The sequence below is a fragment of the Trichocoleus desertorum AS-A10 genome (genome assembly GCF_039962155.1).
Lineage (GTDB): Bacteria > Cyanobacteriota > Cyanobacteriia > FACHB-46 > FACHB-46 > Trichocoleus.
Genome location: NZ_JAMPKN010000059.1, coordinates 1 through 16,221, shown reverse-complemented (window position 1 = coordinate 16,221; position 16,221 = coordinate 1). Strand labels below are relative to the sequence as shown.

The 16,221-nt window shown below is 49.7% G+C and carries 20 protein-coding genes and 1 pseudogene; 13 read left to right on the top strand and 8 right to left on the bottom strand.

All coding sequences use genetic code 11. The features are described 5' to 3' along the window. Positions 1 to 181: 181 nt before the first annotated feature. From NDA01_RS28345 to NDA01_RS28335, 3 genes are all read right to left on the bottom strand, one after another. Positions 182 to 1,393, bottom strand: a complete 1,212-nt coding sequence (locus NDA01_RS28345; RefSeq protein ID WP_348230662.1) for a nitric oxide synthase oxygenase — start codon at positions 1,391 to 1,393, stop codon at positions 182 to 184. A gap of 80 nt (positions 1,394 to 1,473) precedes the next feature. Then, on the bottom strand, positions 1,474 to 1,662 hold the full coding sequence (locus tag NDA01_RS28340) for a hypothetical protein (RefSeq protein WP_348230661.1): 189 nt from the start codon (positions 1,660 to 1,662) through the stop codon (positions 1,474 to 1,476). A 49-nt stretch (positions 1,663 to 1,711) separates the two neighbouring features. Next, positions 1,712 to 1,957 carry a DUF4278 domain-containing protein gene (locus NDA01_RS28335; protein ID WP_348230660.1) on the bottom strand — a complete coding sequence of 82 codons (246 nt, stop codon included), beginning with the start codon at positions 1,955 to 1,957 and terminating at the stop codon, positions 1,712 to 1,714. A gap of 386 nt (positions 1,958 to 2,343) precedes the next feature. Here NDA01_RS28335 and NDA01_RS28330 point away from each other — a divergent pair, with 386 nt between their 5' ends. Continuing rightward, entirely contained in the window at positions 2,344 to 3,591 is a 1,248-nt protein-coding gene (locus NDA01_RS28330; protein ID WP_348230659.1) for a sensor histidine kinase, read from the top strand. 117 nt (positions 3,592 to 3,708) lie between these two features. Then, positions 3,709 to 4,407 carry a response regulator gene (locus NDA01_RS28325; RefSeq protein ID WP_348230658.1) on the top strand — a complete coding sequence of 233 codons (699 nt, stop codon included), beginning with the start codon at positions 3,709 to 3,711 and terminating at the stop codon, positions 4,405 to 4,407. 32 nt (positions 4,408 to 4,439) lie between these two features. Here NDA01_RS28325 and NDA01_RS28320 read toward each other — a convergent pair whose 3' ends face one another. Continuing rightward, entirely contained in the window at positions 4,440 to 4,595 is a 156-nt protein-coding gene (locus tag NDA01_RS28320; protein WP_348230657.1) for an ACT domain-containing protein, read from the bottom strand. 125 nt (positions 4,596 to 4,720) lie between these two features. Here NDA01_RS28320 and ilvD point away from each other — a divergent pair, with 125 nt between their 5' ends. Next, on the top strand, positions 4,721 to 6,565 hold the full coding sequence (gene ilvD / locus NDA01_RS28315; protein ID WP_348230656.1) for a dihydroxy-acid dehydratase: 1,845 nt from the start codon (positions 4,721 to 4,723) through the stop codon (positions 6,563 to 6,565). A 261-nt stretch (positions 6,566 to 6,826) separates the two neighbouring features. Here ilvD and NDA01_RS28310 read toward each other — a convergent pair whose 3' ends face one another. The 3 genes from NDA01_RS28310 to NDA01_RS28305 all read right to left on the bottom strand — a co-directional run bounded on the left by NDA01_RS28310 (position 6,827) and on the right by NDA01_RS28305 (position 8,533). Then, positions 6,827 to 7,255, bottom strand: coding sequence for a VOC family protein (locus NDA01_RS28310; protein WP_431193558.1), 429 nt, complete (start codon positions 7,253 to 7,255; stop codon positions 6,827 to 6,829). A gap of 23 nt (positions 7,256 to 7,278) precedes the next feature. Beyond that, positions 7,279 to 7,524, bottom strand: a complete 246-nt coding sequence (locus tag NDA01_RS32100; RefSeq protein ID WP_431193557.1) for a hypothetical protein — start codon at positions 7,522 to 7,524, stop codon at positions 7,279 to 7,281. Between the two features lie 67 nt (positions 7,525 to 7,591). Continuing rightward, positions 7,592 to 8,533: an RNA polymerase sigma factor gene (locus NDA01_RS28305; protein WP_431193556.1), complete on the bottom strand. Its 942-nt coding sequence runs from the start codon at positions 8,531 to 8,533 to the stop codon at positions 7,592 to 7,594. A gap of 279 nt (positions 8,534 to 8,812) precedes the next feature. On the opposite strand from NDA01_RS28305, the gene NDA01_RS28300 reads away from it, so the two are divergent. The 10 genes from NDA01_RS28300 to blaOXA all read left to right on the top strand — a co-directional run bounded on the left by NDA01_RS28300 (position 8,813) and on the right by blaOXA (position 15,337). After that, positions 8,813 to 9,172 (top strand): YciI family protein, encoded by a 360-nt coding sequence (locus tag NDA01_RS28300; RefSeq protein ID WP_348230655.1) that lies wholly within the window; start codon positions 8,813 to 8,815, stop codon positions 9,170 to 9,172. A gap of 35 nt (positions 9,173 to 9,207) precedes the next feature. Further along, positions 9,208 to 9,723, top strand: a complete 516-nt coding sequence (locus tag NDA01_RS28295; RefSeq protein WP_348230654.1) for a VOC family protein — start codon at positions 9,208 to 9,210, stop codon at positions 9,721 to 9,723. A gap of 37 nt (positions 9,724 to 9,760) precedes the next feature. Beyond that, on the top strand, positions 9,761 to 10,192 hold the full coding sequence (locus NDA01_RS28290; RefSeq protein ID WP_348230653.1) for a YciI family protein: 432 nt from the start codon (positions 9,761 to 9,763) through the stop codon (positions 10,190 to 10,192). Positions 10,193 to 10,251: 59 nt separating this feature from the next. Beyond that, positions 10,252 to 10,662 carry a VOC family protein gene (locus NDA01_RS28285; protein WP_348230652.1) on the top strand — a complete coding sequence of 137 codons (411 nt, stop codon included), beginning with the start codon at positions 10,252 to 10,254 and terminating at the stop codon, positions 10,660 to 10,662. Positions 10,663 to 10,721: 59 nt separating this feature from the next. Then, positions 10,722 to 11,144 (top strand): VOC family protein, encoded by a 423-nt coding sequence (locus NDA01_RS28280; protein ID WP_348230651.1) that lies wholly within the window; start codon positions 10,722 to 10,724, stop codon positions 11,142 to 11,144. Positions 11,145 to 11,237: 93 nt separating this feature from the next. Then, entirely contained in the window at positions 11,238 to 11,717 is a 480-nt protein-coding gene (locus tag NDA01_RS28275; protein WP_431193555.1) for a DUF1579 domain-containing protein, read from the top strand. Between the two features lie 281 nt (positions 11,718 to 11,998). Continuing rightward, positions 11,999 to 12,511, top strand: a complete 513-nt coding sequence (locus NDA01_RS28270) for a GNAT family N-acetyltransferase (RefSeq protein ID WP_348230649.1) — start codon at positions 11,999 to 12,001, stop codon at positions 12,509 to 12,511. A 44-nt stretch (positions 12,512 to 12,555) separates the two neighbouring features. Beyond that, positions 12,556 to 13,851, top strand: a complete 1,296-nt coding sequence (locus NDA01_RS28265) for an MFS transporter (RefSeq protein ID WP_348230648.1) — start codon at positions 12,556 to 12,558, stop codon at positions 13,849 to 13,851. A 4-nt stretch (positions 13,852 to 13,855) separates the two neighbouring features. Beyond that, positions 13,856 to 14,368: a GNAT family N-acetyltransferase gene (locus tag NDA01_RS28260; protein ID WP_348230647.1), complete on the top strand. Its 513-nt coding sequence runs from the start codon at positions 13,856 to 13,858 to the stop codon at positions 14,366 to 14,368. 72 nt (positions 14,369 to 14,440) lie between these two features. Continuing rightward, complete coding sequence (gene blaOXA / locus NDA01_RS28255; RefSeq protein WP_431193554.1) at positions 14,441 to 15,337, top strand: class D beta-lactamase; 897 nt, start codon at positions 14,441 to 14,443, stop codon at positions 15,335 to 15,337. Between the two features lie 296 nt (positions 15,338 to 15,633). Here blaOXA and NDA01_RS28250 read toward each other — a convergent pair. Then, a pseudogene (locus tag NDA01_RS28250) lies at positions 15,634 to 16,104 on the bottom strand (polysaccharide deacetylase family protein); the annotation flags it as partial. Between the last annotated feature and the right edge of the window lie 117 nt (positions 16,105 to 16,221).

The window sequence follows — 16,221 nt, the reverse complement described above, 5'->3', positions numbered from 1 at the left end:
TCAAACAACCCCCGTTCTTTCAACGGTTCTGGCCCTCTTGGGTTTCTCAGATGTCAGTACAATAGCGGCATTGCTAAAGCTTGAACAGCTTTTCGTCAAAATGAGAATTGCTGAGTAGATAGACCTGTGGGCAGGGTCAAAAATTAATGCAATGTATAGGGCGATCGCCGCTGAAGAGCAGCTAATGAAAAGGACATTGCTTGGGCTGTGAGTCACCAAGAGCAGACGGAATGGAGGAGGGTTGATCGCTGCTTCCTCGTTTCCAAGGTGCAGGTTGTTGAAAAAAATTGGGTTTGAGGCAAACATCTTGCATCTCTTGGTGAAACACCTGCATTGTAGAAGCAGACATTGGCGGCACGATTCTCCCCCAATCCGCAGGCACGATGCGTCCAGCCTCGGCTTCTCGCTGCCAGTGCTGCATAAACTGGGCAGACGCGGTATGATGATCGACGATCTTGACCCCACAGGCGGTAAACGAATGCAAAACCGCTCGATTCAGTTCAACAAGCGCCTGATCTTTCCACAGCGATAGTTTTGAGCCCGTGTTTAGCCCCATTCGTTGAGCGATCGCAGGTAATAAGTTGTATCGCTGCTCATCTCCAAAATTTCGGGCACCAATTTCAGTGCTCATATACCAACCGTTAAAGGGGGCGCAGGAATAGGAGATACCGCCAATCTCTAATCGCCAGTTTGCAAGGGCGGGAAGCGCATGCCATTTAAGTCCGAGTTCTGCAAACCACTCATAGTCAGGATGCACAATTGGGACTTCCATCACCGCTGCTTTTGGAAGTTCAAACCACTGAGGCCTTTGTCCTGGCATCTGAATGACCAATGGTAAGACGTCAAATGGACTTCCTTGCCCTTTCCAACCAAAGCGGTGGCACAGTTCGGTGAACTCCGCTTGCTCAGGATCACCAATGATTGAGCCATCTGGTTGCCGATATCCCGCATAGCGAATTAGTTGTGAATTCCAAATACGAATCCCAGGTTGCCCCGGTGCAACGGGTGCAAAAATGCTAATGGTGGAACGAATGTTGCCGCCATTGGTTGCCTGATAAAGATGATCGACGATCGCCTCAAAGATTTCCTCTGCGGTGGCGAGATGGCGCAGATCTCGCACGTTGAACGTTTCCCAAAAGATCCGTCCAATACAACCTGTGCTATTGCGCCAAGCCACTTTTGCCCCGTAAACCAGCTCCTTCTCGGTCTGCCAGTAAGTGTGCGATCGCCGATACTCACGATAAATTTCTGCAAGTCGCTCCTGCAACTGCGACTCTGGCAGCGACTGTTCTTGATATAACAATGGGAGATAGTCGATCGCGTCTAGCAACAGGGTTGGCAATGACTCTGCCTTTGCAACTTGTTCCCAAGTTTGATTATTGTTGAGTTTCATGAGGGTATGAGAGCTATCAATAGCTAAGACAGATTATTTTCAGCGATCGCTGATTCTTTTTCCATGAAATTAGTTGAGCATTACAACCCTGCGGCCAACTGATAGCGCCAGTTCAAGGCACGAGGTTTGACATAGGGTTGAGGAACAAAGACAGTTTCGTAAGTTTCTTCAGGTGATTGGAAACGCCAATTTAAAGCATGAGGCTTAACATAGGGCTGGGGCGCAGTTGGAATGTAAGGGTAGATGTGTCCACGACAAATAAGATGCATAATTTTATCTCCTGAACTGCAACAGACTGAGCTATGTTTTGTGCCAACATTAAGGGGTATAAGCAGCACCGCGGTAAATCAGTTGCGGCCTTGCTATAGTTCTAGGAAGGGAAGTAATTTGAGGCGATTGGTTAGTCATAGAGTGCTGGCTACCAATCCCATGAGGCATGAGTTGGTACTGATTACTCTGATATGGATTACCCCGATACATGAGTGTGACTGGAGTAACGCTCATCGGTTGAGATGGAACGGCCTGAGCGATTTCGTAGCCAACACCGCGATAGCGAAGTTTCATAAGTTGATGTCCTGCAAACAACGAGTCAAATCGTCAGCTTCCTTAGAAAGTATCTTTGTGGCTGAGTTGTCTCTGTGATTGTGTTAAAACTTGTTACTTTTGAGGCGTGGAACCTACACTTAGCAAAGTTTCATCCTTAACAAGCAACAACCCGGTTGAGAACTGCTATGTCTCTACCCTAAAAAATTGATTCGTTATTTTCTTCTGAAGAACGTCTTGAATCGCGCCTCAACGAATTGAGGATGCTGCTCAGACTTTCGTTGAAGTGTAAGTAGATATTCCTATGACTTTCGACTTACCTCAGATGAGTGAGTCACAACGAAAGTGAGAGGGTGTACGGCAAAAACTGGAGTATTAATAGAAAATAATTTCGCTGAAGCCCTACCATGATTGCTCTCCAACGATCGCTCAAACCCCAACTGAATCCTTTCCGGTTTCTGCTTTATGCGGAATGGGTGATGATTGCTACCTGCTTCTCTTTCGCCATCATGGAGTCCTTTGGGGAGAATCAAGTCCCTGTTCAACACGTTCTTGTTCTTGCGGTCCTAAGCGTGATGGCAGCAATTTTGCCCGGTGGTAAACTGTCTTACAAATTGATCTATGTGGGTATCGAGATTGGCTTGATTTTCTACGGAGCCACGCTGGGTTACCTGCATGTATTACCAACGCTGTATCTGATTGTTCTAATTCAAAGTTGTTTTCTATTTAAGCCACTCATGCGATGGATAGTGGCGGGATTGAGTTTTTTGCTGTTTCTGGTGCATCAGGTGCGCTATGTCCAAAACATTACCTTACTCGTGGAGCCCAGCGATCGCCATCTGTTCTGGATGCATCTGATTGCCGAAACATTGATGTTTGGGTTGGGGTTGTTCTTTGTATTGAAATTAGTCAGCACTTTACTTTCAGAGCGACAGGCCAAAGAAGCACTGGCAGCAGCGCATGAACAGTTGAGACAATATGCGTTGCAGATTGAAGAGTTGGCAGCGTTACAGGAACGGAACCATATTGCCCGCGAAATTCATGACTCTCTGGGACACACACTGACGGCCCAAAACATTCAATTACAAACTGCGGCCAAACTCTGGCAACGCGATCCAGATCAGGCACGTACATTTTTGCAACAGGCACAGCAGTTGGCAGCCACAGCAATGCAGGAGGTCAGGCGATCGGTTAGAGCCTTGCGCGAGGATGCAGAAGCACCACCCTTGGAGGAGGCGATCGCTCACTTAGCAAAAGATTTTCAACAGGGTACGGGTGTTGCGATCTCAACCTCAATCAAGGGGCAAACCATCATCTGTCCCAGAATGAGCAAGACGCTCCATCGGATTGTGCAGGAAGCGTTAACCAACATTAGAAAACATGCCCAAGCGAGCCAAGTCAACATTCAACTGAGTACCGCTGCGACCGATGTGAATTTAGTGATTGAAGATAATGGCCAGGGATTTGATCCAAACCAACGAAGCAACGGATTTGGATTGCAGGGAATGCAAGAACGAGTCGCAGCCATTAACGGGACTCTGCACCTAGAAACAAAACCAGAAAACGGATGTCGCATTATCGTCAAACTTCCTTTGCAAAATCATCCTGAACGACACGAGAGGCATCCCGGTGAGAGAATAGAAATTTCACCCTAAGGGGTTAAGCTCGCGATCGCAGATAGCGACAAACTAGACCCGAAGAGATTTTCTGAGTCAGGACTAAAGAGTTTGAATTGGCTATTGTGACGGGCACTGAAACGCTGGGAGGGCACAGTGAGCGGAACACAGATTGAATCAGGCGCAGCAACCCCTACTTCCCCAATTCGTCTACTACTAGTGGACGATCAGCCCCTGATCATCCAGGGCTTAAAGACTCTGCTGGAGCTGGAATCTGACTTGTGCGTGGTTGCAACTGCTAGCAATGGCGAAGTCGCGGTTCAGCAGGTTGCCGCTTTGCAGCCTGACCTGGTTTTGATGGATGTGCGAATGCCTGTAATGGATGGGCGGGCTGCAACACGAGCCATCTGTCAGCAGTTTCCAGAGATAAAAGTTCTGGTGCTGAGTACATTTGATGATGACGAGTATATCTCTGACTCCATTCGAGCGGGTGCTAAAGGTTACTTACTCAAAGATATGCCATCCGATGAGTTAGTACAGGCAATTCGGCTTGCTCACCGGGGCTACACTCAGATGGCACCAGGGTTAATAGAAAAGGTGATGGCAATCCGATCCGAAGCCGAGGTGTCAGAACCAAGCTCCCCCGATTTAGAATCACTGACCCCAAGAGAACAAGATGTACTGCGATTGATTGGAGATGGCTCGACGAATCGAGAAATTGCTGAACAACTCTTTATTGCTGAAGGCACTGTGAAAACCCATGTCACTCACTTATTTGATCGCCTAAACCTGCGAAATCGTGCCCAGCTTGCAATCTACGCTAACTCCGTTTATCGAAACTCCCAAATGAATTGAAATGATCTCAACTGCCACCGATCAACTGTAGGTTACCTCACAAATTCCTGAAGTAGTTTCATTACCTTTTGAGCACTTGAGGCAGGCACGAACAGGGGGTCATGATAGTGAGCAGAAAGAGCGTTCACGCTGATATCATGCTCAGCTAATTTGCGAGTAATGGCAGCCAGAAAGCCGGCTGCTTCCAAGCTTGAATGTTAGGACCAGGGATTGCCCCTACTATTTTGGGCAATGCAGTGGTTTTATTAACTTTCAATGCTAATTTCCAATAGAATTGAGATTATTCCAACTCCTTAGACGAATAGATTGCGCCATGCCGACGTATCGATCTAGAACCTCCACTCAGGGACGCAATATGGCCGGTGCCCGTGCGCTTTGGCGCGCCACTGGAATGCAGAGCGAGGATTTCGAGAAGCCTATTATTGCCGTCGCTAACTCCTTTACCCAATTCGTGCCAGGGCATGTGCACCTGAAGGATCTCGGTCAGTTGGTGTGCCGTGAGATTGAAGCCGCGGGTGGAGTTGCCAAAGAATTCAACACGATTGCTGTAGATGATGGCATCGCTATGGGGCATGACGGCATGCTGTACAGCTTGCCCTCGCGAGAGATCATCGCGGATTCGGTCGAGTACATGGTGAATGCCCATTGTGCGGATGCGCTGGTTTGCATTTCCAACTGCGACAAGATCACTCCCGGCATGCTGATGGCTGCCCTGCGCCTTAATATTCCTGCGGTATTCGTCTCCGGCGGACCGATGGAAGCGGGAAAGACTAAGCTCGCGGAGCACAAGCTAGACTTGGTGGATGCGATGGTGGCCGCCGCCAACGACAAACTCAGTGACGAGGTGGTCGAGGAGTATGAGCGTTCTGCCTGCCCAACCTGTGGCTCCTGCTCTGGCATGTTCACCGCTAATTCTATGAATTGCCTCACCGAGGCGATCGGTCTTTCTTTGCCCGGAAACGGCACGGTACTAGCGACCCATTTCGACCGCAAGGATCTGTTCCTCAACGCGGCGAGAACGATTGTAAGTATCACTCGTCGCTACTACGAGCAAAACGACGAATCGGTGCTACCACGAGCGATCGCTAGCTTCCAGGCGTTTGAGAATGCCATGATGCTAGATATCGCCATGGGCGGCTCGACCAACACCATTCTGCACTTGCTGGCTGCGGCCCAGGAAGCGGGGGTTAACTTCACCATGACCGACATCGATCGCCTCTCGCGTCAGGTGCCGCAACTCTGTAAGGTCGCTCCGAACACGCCCCAGTATCATGTGGAGGATGTGCATCGGGCGGGTGGTATCCCAGGGATTCTCGGTGAACTGGATCGAGCGGGTCTGCTTCACACCGATGTGCCGACCGTTCATAGTCCAACCCTCAAGGAAGCCCTCGATCGCTGGGATGTGATGCGCAACGATGATGAAGCCGTCCACACTTTCTTCAAGGCGGGTCCGGCGGGAATTCCAACTCAGCAAGCATTCAGTCAATCGACGCGTTGGCCTTCCCTTGACCTGGATCGGGAGAACGGCTGTATCCGCAGCAACGAACATGCCTACAGCAGCGAGGGTGGCTTAGGGGTGCTCTACGGTAACCTGGCGGAGCGCGGTTGTATTGTGAAGACAGCAGGGGTGGACGAAAGCATTCTGGTGTTCGAAGGCAGGGCACGCATTTATGAAAGTCAGGATGCTGCTGTCAAGGGAATTCTCAGCGATGAAGTGGAAGCAGGGGATGTAGTGATCATTCGCTATGAAGGTCCGCGCGGAGGTCCTGGGATGCAGGAAATGCTCTATCCCACGAGCTACCTGAAATCGAAGGGGCTGGGCAAAGCTTGTGCTCTATTGACCGACGGTCGCTTCTCCGGTGGGACTTCGGGTCTCTCAATCGGTCATGTCTCCCCAGAGGCAGCAGCAGGTGGCACCATTGCTCTGGTGCAAGACGGCGATCGCATTCTGATTGACATCCCCAATCGCAGCATCCAGGTCGATTTGTCGGTAGAGGAACTAGCCGAGCGTCGGGCTGCTATGGAGGCAAAGGGGAAAGATGCCTGGAAGCCTGCACAACCTCGGCAGCGGCGGGTGACAGCAGCACTCAAGGCGTATGCCCTGCTGGCAACTAGCGCGGATCAAGGCGCAGTGCGAAACCTGGCATTACTCGAGTAGAGAAATACGCAGATACGAAAACGGGGATTGTGTTGCAAAAACGGCTAGTAGTATCGCCAATCCAGATGTCAATGGCACGCAGGTTCGGGCCAGTATCTCCCCAGTAATGACTTTTCTCATGAGCTAGATATTAATCTGAATAAATCTGATTAATATCTAGCTCTTGCCCTGACCTTGATTCTGATGGAGCGGCTGACGCATCACAACTCATGGTAAAACTGTTTGCTGGCAGCAACATCAGCAATCCGAAGATGGGGTCAATCAGGCGACCTCGACCCCAAGCTGCTCATCCCAGAAGGCGGCTTCTATCTTATGTCCATCCGGATCGCGCACAAAGCAGCCGTAGTATGGCTCGCTATATTCGGGTCTGCCACCGGGGGCACCATCGTCTTTGCCACCTGCTGCTAATGCTGCCTCATAGAAGGCGTGAACCGCTTCTTTTGTAGGAGCGATAAAACCGATGTGGGTGCCATTACCAACCGTTGCAGGCTGTCCATCAAATGGAGTTCCCACCCAAAATTCGGGGTACTGTTTGCCATAGGCAACTGCCCCCGGATGCTCCATCAATCGCTTGCAGCCCAACGTCGGCAACACAGCGTCATAGAAGGCGATCGCTCGTTCGAAATCGTTGGTGCCGATGGAGACGTGTGAGAGGATGCTGGGGTTGTGATCCATATCTGAACTTTCCATGAGTTAAATTGAACGTGAAGGCGTTAGGGCTGAACTTCGCGCCGCCGACGCTCTAGAAAGCGACGCTCGCTGTCATTTGTAGCCAATTCCAGTGCTCGTATGTAGCTCTGGGCTGCCTTCTGGAGCGCTCCGACACGCCGCAATAAATCCGCACGGGTAGCGTGAAACAGATGATAGCTGTCAAGTTCCGTGGCAAGTCTATCAATCAGAACGAGTGCTGCTTGGGGACTGTCTGCCATCGCGATCGCCACGGCCCGATTGAGTGACACGATCGCTGAAGGCTGTAAGCGTTCCAGAAGGTTATAGAGTTGTACGATTTGTGCCCAATCTGTCTCTTCAGCTCGTGCTGCCTGACAGTGGAGTGCTGCGATCGCCGCTTGCAGGGCATAAACAACCCGTGCCGCCGCGCAGTGCCTCTTCTACTAATGGCAGAGCCTCGGCAATTTGTGGGTGATTCCAACGACTGCGATCCTGATCTTCTAGCAGAATGAGCTCGCCTGCCTCATCCAAACGAGCATCTCGCCGCGAGTCGTGCAGTAACATCAGCGCCACCAGTGCCGTGACTTCTGAAGGAGGTTGGGGTGCCATCAACGTTCGTACCAGTTGCCCTAGTCGAATGGCTTCAGTGCAGAGGTCAGCTCTCACAATGGTCTCGCCTTTGGTCGCCGCATAACCTTCATTAAAGATGAGATAAATCACCGTCAGGACTGCCTTGATTCGGGCAGAGAGAGCGGTTGTGTCTGGCACTTTGTAGGGAATTCCCGCATCCCGAATTTTGCGCTTAGCCCGTACCAGCCGTTGTGCCATCGTTGCTGTAGGCACAAGAAACGCACGGGCAATTTCATCAGTTTCGAGCCCACCTAACATTCGTAGCGTTAGAGCGACCTGCGACTCGATCGCCAGTGCGGGGTGGCAGCAGGTAAAGATCAACCGCAGTCGATCGTCGGGAATTTCATCACTGTCGTAGGTTGGCTCCTCGCTCGATGGAATTAACCCAGATGCCGCGTACCACTCCAGTTTTTCGGTGAGTCGTGTCCGTCGTCGGAGGCGATCGATCGCTTTATATCGAGCGGTTCGGATAATCCAGGCGCGAGGAAGATCAGGAACCCCACTGGTCTGCCACTGATTTACAGCTACCGTAAACGCTTCTTGTGCCGCTTCTTCAGCCAAATCAAAATCTCCCACCAGCCGAATCAGGATGGCGACAATCCGCCCCCATTCAGTGCGGTACGTGTCAGCGATCGCCTGAGCCACATCCGATTTTGCGTTTGAAGCCATATCTGACATAAAAAGACATCAAAACTTTTGACAAGGTGTCGATTTGAGCGATCGCTGTTCGACTGACTTATAAGGGAACACGATAACAATACACGACAACAAAGAACAATTGTACTAAATAATTAAATTTTCAAGAGGTGTCGATTTGAGCGATCGCCGTTCGATTGACTTATAAGGGAGCAAAAGCTCGATCGTACCTGACGAAAAATTTTTAAGAGGTGTCGATTTGAGCTGATGTCGTTCGACTTATTTGCAAAGGCCAAGAATGGAGGCAACCGAATGAAATACATGCTGCTGATCTACATGGATGAAAACGCCTTGAGCGAAACCGAGCGGGAGCATTGCTACGCGGAATCTGCTCAACTCGCCCAAGAACTCAACGCCAAAGGGCAATATCTGTCAACTGCTCCACTTCACCCTGTCGCCACAGCAACTAGTATCCGTGTCCGTGACGGCAAATCACTGATAACGGATGGACCCTTTGCCGAAACCCGTGAACAATTGGGTGGTTTCTTCCTCATTGATGCTCAAGATCTCGATGAGGCGATCGCGATCGCCTCTCAAATTCCAGGTGCACGTGTTGGCACGGTTGAAATTCGTCCTGTCATCGAAGTTGCGGGACTACCAGCACAGTCATGACAGTCCTCAACCGCTTGAACTCAAGGAGAACCCTCATGCAAAACAATCCCAACATCACTCCCTGTTTATGGTTTGATGATCAAGCTGAAGCAGCCGCTCAGTTTTATACGTCGGTTTTTCGCAATTCCAAGATTGTCCACATCAGCCGATACGGAGAAGCGGGACAGGAAATTCACGGAAAACCAGCCGGAACCGTCATGACCGTCAACTTTGAACTCGATGGTCAACCGTTCACAGCCCTGAACGGGGGTCCGACCTTCAAATTTAACGAGGCGATCTCCTTCCAAGTCTTTTGCGATACCCAGGAAGAAGTGGACGATTACTGGCAAAAACTGTCTGTGGGTGGAGATGAAACTGCACAGCAATGCGGCTGGCTCAAGGACAAATACGGCGTCTCCTGGCAAATTATTCCTCGCATTCTGATTGAGTTGCTCAAGCACCCCGATGTGGCAACCTCTCAAAAGGTTACCACTGCCATGCTGCAAATGAAAAAGATCGAGATTGATGCACTCAAGCGTGTCGCAGCGAGTTCGCGATCGGCACACCCTTAGCAATCCAACTCAAAACCACTCAACAGGAGATTTCACAATGAAAGTCATGGTCTTTGTCAAAGCAACCCAAGACTCTGAAACTGGAGTTATGCCGAGCGAACAGCTTTTGACTGAAATGGGGCAGTACAACGAAGAATTAGCCCAGGCAGGTATCTTGCTCGCAGGTGAGGGACTTCATCCTAGCTCAAAAGGGGTGCGGGTGAAGTTTTCGGGCACGGAACGCACCATCACCGAGGGACCATTCACTCCGGCGCAGGAGCTAGTTGCAGGGTACTGGCTGTGGCAGGTGGACTCAATGGAAGAGGCGATCGCTTGGGTGAAACGCTGCCCCAACCCAATGTCAGGAGAATCCGATATTGAAATCCGTCCCGTATTCGAGGCAGAGGATTTTGGTGAAGTCCTGACCCCCGAATTAAGGGAGCAGGAAGACCGCATTCGTGCCCAGATTGAAACGCGACAGCAAGAGTAACTGCATCTGCGACCGATTAGCTGATCAAAACGCAGAATCGATAACTAAAGGAGAAATCAATGCAACTCAATTCTTACCTGATGTTCGACGGCAACTGTGAGGCAGCGTTCAAGTTTTACGAGCAATGTCTCAGGGGCAAAATCACCATGATGATGACGCACAAAGAGGCACCCTCCGCAGATAACGTTTCACCGGAGTGGCATGACAAAATCATGCACGCCTGTCTTGAACTGAAAGATCGCCTACTCATGGGATCTGACTGCCCACCGGGATATTTTGAACCCCCTCAAGGCTTCTATGTGCAGGTGAGTGTACCCGACCCAGACGAGGCAGAACGGATTTTTCACGCTCTAGCAGAAAACGGAAAAGTCAAGATGCCGATCGCTCAAACCTTTTGGTCTGCCAGGTTTGGCATGTTGATTGATCAGTTCGGGACACCGTGGATGGTCAACTGCGAGCAGGTCGTTTGAGCCTTTTACTACTTTCAACTTTGCGCAGACTGATTTCAAAGCACTACACAGGAGAAATCATGAGTACTCAAATTTTCGTCAATCTACCCGTCAAAGATCTCAATCAATCGATCGAGTTTTTTACGCAACTTGGTTTCCAGTTCAATCCTCAATTTACTGACGAAACAGCTACCTGCATGATTGTCTCCGAGAACATCTTTGTGATGCTCTTGACCCATGAGAAGTTCCAGACATTCACCCCAAATCCGATTTGTGATGCGACCAAAAGTACCGAAGTGTTGACGTGCTTATCAATGGAGAGCCGAGAAAAAGTTGACGAGATGGTTCATAACGCGATCGCTGCAGGTGGCACAACCTACACAGAACCTCAAGACTACGGGTTTATGTATGCACATGGATTTCAAGATTTAGATGGTCACATTTGGGAGTTGATGTACATGGAACCCAGCGCAGTTGATCGAGTTGCATCTGCTCAGGAATAGAAGTGTGAACCAACCCCAATGCAATCCTCATTCATCAAGATTCATCACAAGGAGATAAAGATGGAAACCACGCAAACCGAACAAATTTCACCAATGTCCGCTCAACCTGAGAAAGAACATCAGTGGCTTCAGAAGCTGGTGGGTGAATGGACGTATGAAATGGAGGCAATGATGGGACCAAACCACCCTTCCGTAAAATCAACGGGAACTGAGACGGTTCGCTCACTGGGTGGGCTCTGGATATTGGCGGAAGGACAGGGCGAGATGCCTTGTGGTCCTGCAACAACGCTGATGACCCTGGGCTACGACCCACAGAAGCAGCGCTACGTAGGCACTTGGGTCGGATCAATGATGACGTATCTCTGGCAATATGACGGTGAATTAGACGCAGGGGAAACGGTGCTAACGCTTGCTTCCGATGGACCAACAATGACGGGTGAAGAGAAGATGGCAAAGTACAAAGACACGATCGAGCTCAAGAGCGGCGATCACCGAGTCTTGACTTCTCATATATTGACGGATGACGGGCAGTGGCATCACTTCATGACCACCCATTATCGGCGGAAGCAGTAAAACGTAAAGCAACTCCACTACCAGAAAAAATTATCCACGCGATGCTCAATATGATTTGCCTTTGGGTGTCGCGTGGATATTTGTTAACTAGCTGATTGAGATTCTCTCGCCATCTAAAAGCACATTCCCTCATTCTCAATTACTTTTGTAGTATAATGTAGTATTGCTAGAAAGACTACCTGCCCAACCCCGTGCACTCAACTTTATATCACTGTATGGTCTTCTTTCAGTAAATGCGATGCGAAGCAGTTCCCTCTGCGGGCTAATCACCGCTATCAACCATGAAAACTCGGATTGAACCTTATGGCGATCGCCAACTTGAAACAGTCGTTCGGCTGTCGCTTCGAGCTTGGACTCCAGTCTTTGACTCACTTCAGCAAGTGATAGACGCTGATGTGTATCGCTCATTCTATCCCGATGGTTGGCGCGTGAGCCAGCAAAAGGCTGTTGAAGAAGTCTGCACTGCCGAAGACACAAATGTGTGGGTGGCAATGAGTGCAGAGGGTGATGCTATAGGAATCGATACTGGTTTAACTGTGGGCTTTGTCGCCGTGAAACTCAACTCAGAGAGCAGCATGGGTGAAGTCTATATGGTTGCAGTCGATCCAGATTTTCAAGGTCAAGGCATCGTCACGGCTTTAATGGAATTTGCCCTCTCTTGGATGAAAGATGCTGGAATGTCTGTTGCAATGGTTGAGACTGGAGGTGATCCGGGTCATGCCCCAGCCCGTCACACTTACGAAAAGCTGGGCTTTGGGCTGTTACCGATCGCCCGATATTTCAAGAAGCTCTAAGTTGGCAGAGACAATATGAAATTGAGGAATTGAGGGGTTGGCGAATGACCAAGACTTTTTACGCGGTTTTAGCGAACTCGTTGTTAGCTTCGCTGACCAATAATTTTGTTTGGTTTGCCGTCACGTTTTGGGTGTATCTGCAAACGAAGTCCGTGTTGGTGATGTCAGTCATGGCAGGGGTGTATCTGGTGACAGTTGCCCTCTCTGGATTCTTCCTGGGATCTCTGGTGGATCGATACAAAAAGAAAACAGCCATGCTGCTTTCGAGTACCTGTTCTCTGATTTTGTACATCCTCGCCTATATTATTTTTGTTTCAACTCCATCCTCTGTTTTTACGAATCCTGCCAGTGTGCCGCTTTGGGTCTTTATCACGCTGGCATTGGTGGGAGCGATCGCGGGTAACATTCGCACGATCGCCCTCCCCGCCCTGGTGACAATCTTGATTCCCGAAACAGAACGCGACAAAGCAAACGGGCTAGTGGGCACAGCAAACGGTGTATCATTCCTCATTGCATCGCTCTTTAGTGGCATGGTAATCGGATTTCTGGGTGCCTACTGGATGCTCGTGTTTGCAATGGGCCTGATGATTCTGGCGGTTCTCCATTTAGTGGCGATCGCCATTCCGGAAAAGGGAGTTGTCCATCTGGAACATCAAACCAATCGCATCGATATTCGCGGCACAATTCGAGCGATCCATCTGGTTCCTGGACTATTTGGACTGATTTTCTTCAACTGCTTCAACAACTTCCTGGGTGGAGTTTTCATGTCTCTGATGGATGCCTATGGCTTATCCCTAGTCTCCGTACAGGTCTGGGGCACGTTGTGGGGTTTTTTGAGCGTAGGCTTTATTGTCGGTGGATTGGTTGTTGGCAAGGTAGGGTTGGGAAAAAGTCCGCTCAGAACGCTATTTCTGTCAAATATTGTCATGTGGGTTATTGCAGCGTTCTTCACGATTCAGAAATCGATTGCATTATTAGCAATCGGTGTCTTCATTTACATGTGCTTGATTCCTGTGGTTGAAGCATCTGAGCAAACGATTATCCAAGCCGTGATTCCGCTCGAACGTCAGGGTCGTGTATTCGGGTTTGCCCAAAGCATCGAACAAGCAGCATCCCCATTGACCGCGTTTATGATTGGACCGATCGCCCAATTTATCTTTATTCCCTTTATGACCACAGGTGCGGGTGCCGATTTGATTGGCAGTTGGTTTGGCACAGGGGCCGATCGCGGCATTGCTCTTTTGTTTACCGTGACTGGATTGATCGGGTTGGTCGTAACTCTGATGGCGATGCGATCGCGTTCGTACCGAAAACTATCAGCGAATTATCAAAAGTATTAGTTTTATGGTGAACCTCCGCCCTGCCACCTCCGCTGATTTAGCTCTGCTACGACATTGGGATGAGCAACCGCATGTGATTGCTTCAGACCCGAATGACGATTGGCACTGGGAAGTGGAACTCGATCGCACCCCTGATTGGCGAGAACAACTAATTGCTGAAATAGACGGGCGTGCAATCGGCTTCATCCAAATTATTGATCCCGCTCGTGAGGAGAGCCATTACTGGGGAGAGATTGCCACGAACCTGCGCGCCATTGATATTTGGATTGGCGAAGCAACGGATTTAGGCAAAGGATACGGAACGAAAATGATGCAGCTTGCCCTGGCTCGATGTTTCGCTGATCCAATTGTAACGGCTGTGCTGGTTGATCCACTGGTCAGTAATACCCGTGTTCATTGCTTCTACGAACGGCTTGGCTTTCGCTGTGTTGAGCGCCGTCAATTTGGTGAGGACGATTGCTTTGTCTACCGCCTGAACCGAGAAGATTGGCAACCCAAAAATGTTGACCCTGACTAGTGCTTTCCGGAATCGCTCTGACTTGCACTGTATTACCACAGGCTTAACTTGCTGTTCCATAATCAGGACACCATGAGGGTAATCACATCTGTTTTGAGCCAGCAGTTCCGACGATTGGCTTTGATCGGTTGTAGCCTGGCACTACTATTCCTGTGCATGGTAATTGCACCTGTCCGCTCTCAATCTGTAATACCTGTTAGAGATAACACCCAAGCGACCGCGCATCCTGAGCAGGCTGTGATTGCCCAAGCTCCAAATCTAACGAAAGCCTTTCAGGAATTGGGGGTAGACGGTTCGATCATCATCTACGACAAGAATCGCGATCGCTTCTACGAACATAACCCGACTCGCAATGCCACTGCTTTCTTCCCTGCCTCCACCTTCAAAATTCTCAATGCCTTGATTTCTCTCGAAACGGGAGTCATTCGGGATGATCTTGCTGTTCTGACTTGGGATGGCGTGCAGCGTGAAATCCCTGCCTGGAATCGGGATACCAATCTGCGTCAAGCCTTTAAAGACTCGACTGTTTGGTTCTATCAAGTCCTGGCTCGTCGCAATGGGCCTGAACGAATGCAAAAGTTTGTGGAGCTAGCAAACTATGGTAATCGCCAAATTGGCACCCCAGACCAAATTGATCACTTCTGGTTAAAGGGTCCTTTGCAAATTACACCGAAACAAGAGATCGAATTTCTCCGACGATTAGAGCGAAACAATTTGCCCTTCTCGCAACGCACAATCGACCAGGTCAAAGACATCATGATTGTAGAGCAAACACCAGACTATACCCTACGAGGTAAGACAGGTTGGGCTACGGCAGTTAACCCCGGTGTAGGTTGGTTTGTCGGTTATCTAGAACAAGATAATAACACCTACTTCTTCGCCACCAACATTGTCATGTCTAAGATGGAAGATGCTCCTAAGCGATTAGAACTGACTCGTCGTAGTTTCAAAGCATTAGGGCTGCTCTAATTTTGATGCGATCGCTGCCCCTGATCAGTTTAATGGTGGCTGAGTTTCTTTCTCAAGTGGGCAACCAAATCGCCGCTTCCAAAGGATGAGCAGGGTTAGCTAGAAATGAACAATAGAGATTGAAAAGCTCGGAATGCTGAATTTCCTGTTAGTCAACCCAATCTACGGCGAGGGACGATCGCACTGGACTTGGGCTGAACTTCTCCTCAAAACTTGAACAAATTCATGGTGAGGATCCATGAAATAAGCAGGTGCAGCTTGGAGAACCGCCAGGACATCAGCCAGCTGTTTGCAGTTCACTTGCACTGTGCGGCCGGAGGACCGCTCCAAGCTTGAGGTATCACTTTTTCAAGCTGAGATTTTTCAAAGCGGGCCAAACTCAACAAGTCCGGTGACTGGTTGGCAAAGCGCTCTGTCGGCACGGCATAAGCGATCGCGCTCAGATAGTTGGCATTCGCAACGGCTCGCTTGACTCTAGCCTCATACAGACCATAGGGATAAGTAAAGTACTGCACCGAGCGAGCCAGTCTCGATTCCAGAATTTTCTTCGAGTCGGCAACTTCTTGGACCAACTGTTGATGAGAGAGCTTGGTGAGCACAGGGTGAGTTTTGCTATGAGATGCAATCGTCACGAGCGGATCATTGGCCATCGTTCTGAGCTCTTGCCAGCTTACGTGAGTTCGACCCGCATTCACACCCACCGAACTGGTGTGAATCGAGAATACAGCTGGGTATCCATATTCCTTTAGAAGTGGATAGGCGTACTGATAGCAGCAATTCTCATTTTGACGAAAAGCTGTTCAAGCTTTAGCAATGCCGCTATTGTACTGACATCTGAGAAACCCAAGAGGGCCAGAACCGTTGAAAGAACGGGGGTTGTTTGA

What these genes read in the sequence shown, in the direction of transcription:
- NDA01_RS28345 (WP_348230662.1), bottom strand. Translation starts at nt 1,393, where the DNA reads ATGAAACTCAACAATAATCAAACTTGGGAACAAGTTGCAAAGGCAGAG.
- NDA01_RS28340 (WP_348230661.1), bottom strand. Translation starts at nt 1,662, where the DNA reads ATGCATCTTATTTGTCGTGGACACATCTACCCTTACATTCCAACTGCG.
- NDA01_RS28335 (WP_348230660.1), bottom strand. Translation starts at nt 1,957, where the DNA reads ATGAAACTTCGCTATCGCGGTGTTGGCTACGAAATCGCTCAGGCCGTT.
- NDA01_RS28330 (WP_348230659.1), top strand. Translation starts at nt 2,344, where the DNA reads ATGATTGCTCTCCAACGATCGCTCAAACCCCAACTGAATCCTTTCCGG.
- ilvD (WP_348230656.1), top strand. Translation starts at nt 4,721, where the DNA reads ATGCCGACGTATCGATCTAGAACCTCCACTCAGGGACGCAATATGGCC.
- NDA01_RS28310 (WP_431193558.1), bottom strand. Translation starts at nt 7,255, where the DNA reads ATGGAAAGTTCAGATATGGATCACAACCCCAGCATCCTCTCACACGTC.
- NDA01_RS28305 (WP_431193556.1), bottom strand. Translation starts at nt 8,533, where the DNA reads ATGGCTTCAAACGCAAAATCGGATGTGGCTCAGGCGATCGCTGACACG.
- NDA01_RS28300 (WP_348230655.1), top strand. Translation starts at nt 8,813, where the DNA reads ATGAAATACATGCTGCTGATCTACATGGATGAAAACGCCTTGAGCGAA.
- NDA01_RS28295 (WP_348230654.1), top strand. Translation starts at nt 9,208, where the DNA reads ATGCAAAACAATCCCAACATCACTCCCTGTTTATGGTTTGATGATCAA.
- NDA01_RS28290 (WP_348230653.1), top strand. Translation starts at nt 9,761, where the DNA reads ATGAAAGTCATGGTCTTTGTCAAAGCAACCCAAGACTCTGAAACTGGA.
- NDA01_RS28285 (WP_348230652.1), top strand. Translation starts at nt 10,252, where the DNA reads ATGCAACTCAATTCTTACCTGATGTTCGACGGCAACTGTGAGGCAGCG.
- NDA01_RS28280 (WP_348230651.1), top strand. Translation starts at nt 10,722, where the DNA reads ATGAGTACTCAAATTTTCGTCAATCTACCCGTCAAAGATCTCAATCAA.
- NDA01_RS28275 (WP_431193555.1), top strand. Translation starts at nt 11,238, where the DNA reads ATGTCCGCTCAACCTGAGAAAGAACATCAGTGGCTTCAGAAGCTGGTG.
- NDA01_RS28270 (WP_348230649.1), top strand. Translation starts at nt 11,999, where the DNA reads ATGAAAACTCGGATTGAACCTTATGGCGATCGCCAACTTGAAACAGTC.
- NDA01_RS28265 (WP_348230648.1), top strand. Translation starts at nt 12,556, where the DNA reads ATGACCAAGACTTTTTACGCGGTTTTAGCGAACTCGTTGTTAGCTTCG.
- NDA01_RS28260 (WP_348230647.1), top strand. Translation starts at nt 13,856, where the DNA reads ATGGTGAACCTCCGCCCTGCCACCTCCGCTGATTTAGCTCTGCTACGA.
- blaOXA (WP_431193554.1), top strand. Translation starts at nt 14,441, where the DNA reads ATGAGGGTAATCACATCTGTTTTGAGCCAGCAGTTCCGACGATTGGCT.